This window comes from Desulfotomaculum copahuensis, assembly GCF_001655685.1.
In the GTDB taxonomy this organism is placed as follows: Bacteria; Bacillota; Desulfotomaculia; order Desulfotomaculales; family Desulfovirgulaceae; genus Desulfotomaculum_G; species Desulfotomaculum_G copahuensis.
On sequence record NZ_LYVF01000194.1, the window covers coordinates 1 to 4,851 of the forward strand.

A 4,851-nucleotide genomic window follows, 5' to 3' on the forward strand; every position below is an offset into this window, starting at 1 on the left:
TAGAGCAGTCTGACAAGGCCAAAAATCATGTCAAATAATCTGGCCCGCTACACAATGCTCATGACCCCGGCAATTAAATGAAACAGAAAAACCTGCCAGTTTAAATTAATTGAAACTGGCAGGTTTTTTGTTTATGACACCAAGTCCGGGGTACATCCGCCCCGGTTAATAACAGTACATCGTAGATTATCAGTTTATAATACTAAGCCCCCGTCCACGCTCAGCACCACCCCATTAATATAGGCCGCCTCGTCGGAAGCCAGAAAGAGGTAGGCGTTGGCCACGTCCCGGGGTTGTCCCAACCTGCTCAGGGGTGTCTTTTCCTTCATCATATCCAACACCTTTTCCGGCACTTTGGCCGTCATGTCGGTGATGATAAAGCCGGGCGCCACGGCGTTGACAGTGATCCCCTTGCGGCCCAGTTCCTTGGCCCAGGAGCGGGTCATGCCAATCACTCCCGCCTTGGTGGCTGCGTAATTGGTCTGACCCACATTGCCATACAACCCCACCACCGAGGCGGCGTTTAGTATCCGGCCGCTTCCCTGGCCGATCATTACCGGGGCCACCGCCCGGGTACAATTGAATACACCGGTCAGATTGACGGCGATGACCTGCTCCCACTGTTCCGGCGTCATTTTAGCCAGAAAGGCGTCCCTGGTAATGCCCGCGTTATTGACCAAGATGTCGACGCGGCCGAAATTTTCCACTGCACCGTCCACCATGGCCCGCACTTGAACCGGATCGGAGACATTTACCGGAAAAAAAAGTGCTTCCCCGCCAAGGGAACGGATTTCCTGCACCGCTACTTCCCCGGCCGCCGCGTCAAAGTCCCCCAACACCACTTTGGCACCTTCCCGCACGAATACCAGAGCCGTTTCTTTGCCGATGCCCCGGGCACCGCCGGTAATGATGGCTACTTTATCCTTCAAACGCATCTATGTTTCCTCCTTCTGTCAAGTATCTTCAAATTGACGAAAAAATCAACTACACACCTCAAAAAGCTCCCTTCCTACGGGGGTGATGATTTCACATCCCGATTCGTTTACAATCAAGGTATCTTCAAGATTAACGGCGCCCCAGTCCGGAATGATAATCTTCGGTTCTATGGCCAGAACCATGCCTGGCATGATAATTATTTCAGAATCCGGCTCAATGGTGGGAGGTTCATCAACTTCCAACCCTACTCCATGTCCAATATAACGACCCTGCATTTTTCCATATCCCTGGAAATATTTCCGGTAACCGGTTTGACAGGCGGCGTTTTCGGCAATCCGGTAGATTTCCCCGGCTATCATTCCGGGGTGTATAGACCGGACAACCTGTTCTTGAATTTCAAGCACCGCAGCAAATACGTCCCGCTGTTTCTTTGTAGCTTTACCCACTACGTAGGTACGCGAACAGTCCGCGTGATATCCGTGGCGATTTATTCCGGAATCCACCACTACCAGATCGCCATTTTCGATGACCCTGGTAGAGGCACCCCAGGGCAAGGACTTGCTTAAGCCAACACCTGTCACCGTCATGGCATGTCCGGAGATCTTCCATGTGTTTTCACCACTTGCAACCAACCCTTCCGGGTGAAGCGAGGCGTCCCAACGCCGGTTACGGGCAAACCCTTCAAGTTCATTCTTTCTGAGCTCACCCAGGATCATTGCTGAAAGATCAATTTCTTTTATGCCCGGACACAGATTACACATAACTACCCGGTGAAGCACAGCGAAAAGGGATGCCGCATCCCGAACCGCCTGGAGTTCGTCGCTATCTTTTATCATTCTTTGCTCAAGCACCAGAGGGCTGATGTTTTTTAATACAAAGTCAGGGAAGGCTTCCCTGATTTTATTGTAGAGTGAGGCCGGAATCGCATCCTCGGTAACTCCAAGCACTCCACCAATGTTTAATTCCTTGACCACCTCAGCTATCGTTTTAAAACCCACCGCCTCCAGCACGCGCTGCACATGCGTCTCTTCCAAAATCCATTCCAGTGCCCGGCGGGCAAATAACACCGGCTCACCCCCGGCCGGAATCAGCAGGTTGCCGGGTTGGGCCGTACCGGCATAGTAATAAACATCCCTGGGGTTCATAATCAAGGCCGCATCAAACCCTTTTTCCCGCATTTTGATTTGTAGTGCGGCGATACGGTCACCTTGTGAACCTATATTATTAACAGTGCAAGACAAACAATCCACCTCGCCTTTCAGCGTGGTATAAAGAAAGCACGATAAACACCTCAGTAACCGCTTACTGTTCGCATTGACACTGCGCCGCCTTTCTGATGCAACCAACTATTTCCTCTCTGGTCGACCCGCTGGGATATATCTCACCAAAACCCATCTCTTTAAGCACGGGGATATCCTTGGGAGGGATTACACCACCCATGAGAAAAGTCACTTGTCTTTCCATCCCATGCTTCCTGGCCAGGTCCATAAGAGCCTTTCCCAAACATAGATGCGCTCCTGAAAGGGAACTTACGCCCACCACCTGGACGTCTTCCTCCATCGCCGCTCTTACGGCTTCCTCAGGGGAAGCGTTGCCCAGATAAACCACTTCCACCCCGGCCTCCCTGAGCATACTGCTGACTGTGATAATTCCACGATTATGAGTTTCCGGTCCCAAGCAGCACATCAATACCTTTATCCTTTCTTCTTGCGGCAATGTACTCACTCCTCCATTTTTAGAATAAACCAGGTCTTCTCCATAATCCAAAAGATTCTTTAAAAACCTTCCACTGCTCCCCGACAGTACATCCCGCACGCGCGCAATTAAGGGTATATGGTACAATATTAGCCCCATTTTGACAGGCATCCTTCAAAGCTTTTAATGCGAGCTCCACTTCATGCGGATCCCTTTCCGATTTAAACTTCTGCAGCCGCGACAGTTGTTTTTGTTCCGCCTCTGCAGGGTATCTGAATGATTCAATATCCTCGCTCCGGGTGCTCTTCTGCCAGTTATGGGCAACAATTTCTATATCTCCCTGTTCAATTTTCTTTTGTTCAGAATAAAAATAGTTGTAAATTTTCTTTAATAAATAACCGCTATTCACCGCTTCTACATATCCGCCCTGCTCTTCAATATCTGTAATTTCTTCAAGAATCATTTCCTCCATTTGATTGGTTAGTGACTCAACATAATATGATCCACCCAGGGGATCCACCACTTTTGTAATTCCCGTCTCATGCTCCATTATCTGCTGGGTACGCAAAGACAGCAGCGAAGCTTCTTCAGAGGGAACGGCAAAAGCTTCATCAAACGAGTCCACATGCAGGGACTGGACGCCCCCTAAAATGGCAGCCAATGCTTCGTAAGCGGATCTAACAATGTTATTTAACGGTTCTTCCCTGACCAGGCTGATCCCTGAAGTTTGTACGTGACACCTCATCCACATAGATCTGGGATTTTTGGCGTTATATTTATATTTCATAATTTTATACCACAATCTTCTGGCCGCCCGAAGTCTGGACACCTCTTCAAAGAAGTCCATGCCTACGGACCAGAAAAAGGCCAGCCTTTCACCCACCCAATCTACATCATGTCCCCTGCGGATCATTTCATCCAGGATAGCCATAGCATGGGAAAACGCAACCGCCATTTCGGTAATCCCGGAGGTTCCGAATTCGCGCAGGTTATAGCCATTAAGGGTAATGAAATTCCAGCGCGGAACATTGTTTCTGATAAACTCGATATTATCGCACTCAATGCGGAAACAATCGCGTGGGGGAAGATATTCCGCAGCATTCCGCACCAGTTCTTCCAGGGTAACATCGTTTTGTACGCTGCCTTTCAATTGTTCCCACGGGATGCCTTTACGCTCGGCCAATACCAAATACATTGGGAACAAAATGGCTGTATTTGACGGATAATGAGTAACTATGGAAACAGTTTCCCTGGCTATATCTATTTCTTGAAACAGCAATTCACAGTCATTAACATGGTTAACGCTTACTCCACACGAACCGACAGAACCTCTTGACATGGGATCATCACAATCATACATTTGAATAGTAGGCATATCGAAAAGCAGATTGATTCCGGTGGCCCCATGTTCCAGAAGAAATCTTATTCTGGCATTGGTATCTTCTGGAGCCCCAAAGCCGACTAATTGCCGTTGGGTAAAGGTCCTTCCACGGTACATGTTGCTATGAATACCCCTGGTAAATGGTTCCTGTCCCGGGTTGCCTAAATATTTTTGGTAATCGAAATTTTCGATGTTTAATGGCGTATAAACAAGTTCTCTGGGATGGTCGGAACCCAAGACTGTGCGCGGGGCCTCACGCCAGTTTTCGCGATCCCCCGGTCGCACCATGTTATTTTTCCACTGTTCAAATTTAGTTCGCAGTTTGGTCAAGTTTCCAGAGTTAAAAAGGGGTTCTTGCTCCTCCGGAAACATATTTTCCCTTATGATTTCCCTGGTCGTTTTTGCTGGGGTGCATTTTATTTCGTCACTCATTTTGATCCTTTCCCTCCTGCATAAAGTTTTCGTTTGCAATGACACCAATTAACTTTTTAGTTAATTGGTCGGCTCCAGTATAAGGATCCAGCTCCCCCCTTTTTACTTTTTCCATGAGATTATTAAACCCCTTCACCTCTTCAATTCTTCTTTGAATGTATCTTTTTATTCTATCTTCAACCAATGATATACAGGTTACCTCACGCCGACGATATCGTTTTTCCATCCACTGGCCGGACTGAAGCAGGTAATTCTTATGCTTTTGAATAGCATCGTATAATTGTTCTATACCAAGGTTCCTATATGCTGCTACGGCATATATCCCTGGACGCCATCCTTTTTCCGGCAATCCATCCAACAGAAAATTTAAATCCCGTACCACATCCCGTATAATGGACCCATAAATT

At 47.9% G+C, this 4,851-nt stretch carries 4 protein-coding genes and 1 pseudogene; all 5 read right to left on the bottom strand.

The genetic code is table 11. From position 1 onward, the window contains the following. Window positions 1–194: 194 nt before the first annotated feature. Window positions 195–935 (bottom strand): 3-oxoacyl-ACP reductase FabG, encoded by a 741-nt coding sequence (gene fabG, locus A6M21_RS16420; RefSeq protein WP_066671306.1) that lies wholly within the window; start codon window positions 933–935, stop codon window positions 195–197. Window positions 936–980: 45 nt separating this feature from the next. Further along, complete coding sequence (locus A6M21_RS16425; protein WP_066671308.1) at window positions 981–2,177, bottom strand: M24 family metallopeptidase; 1,197 nt, start codon at window positions 2,175–2,177, stop codon at window positions 981–983. Between the two features lie 61 nt (window positions 2,178–2,238). After that, the gene (locus A6M21_RS16430) at window positions 2,239–2,661 is read right to left on the bottom strand and encodes a cobalamin B12-binding domain-containing protein (protein WP_078060819.1); all 423 of its coding nucleotides are present in this window, start codon (window positions 2,659–2,661) and stop codon (window positions 2,239–2,241) included. A 10-nt stretch (window positions 2,662–2,671) separates the two neighbouring features. Further along, window positions 2,672–4,444 carry an acyl-CoA mutase large subunit family protein gene (locus A6M21_RS16435; RefSeq protein WP_078060820.1) on the bottom strand — a complete coding sequence of 591 codons (1,773 nt, stop codon included), beginning with the start codon at window positions 4,442–4,444 and terminating at the stop codon, window positions 2,672–2,674. Next, window positions 4,437–4,851: pseudogene (locus tag A6M21_RS16440) on the bottom strand (hypothetical protein); the annotation flags it as partial. The pseudogene A6M21_RS16440 and the gene A6M21_RS16435, both read right to left, overlap by 8 nt.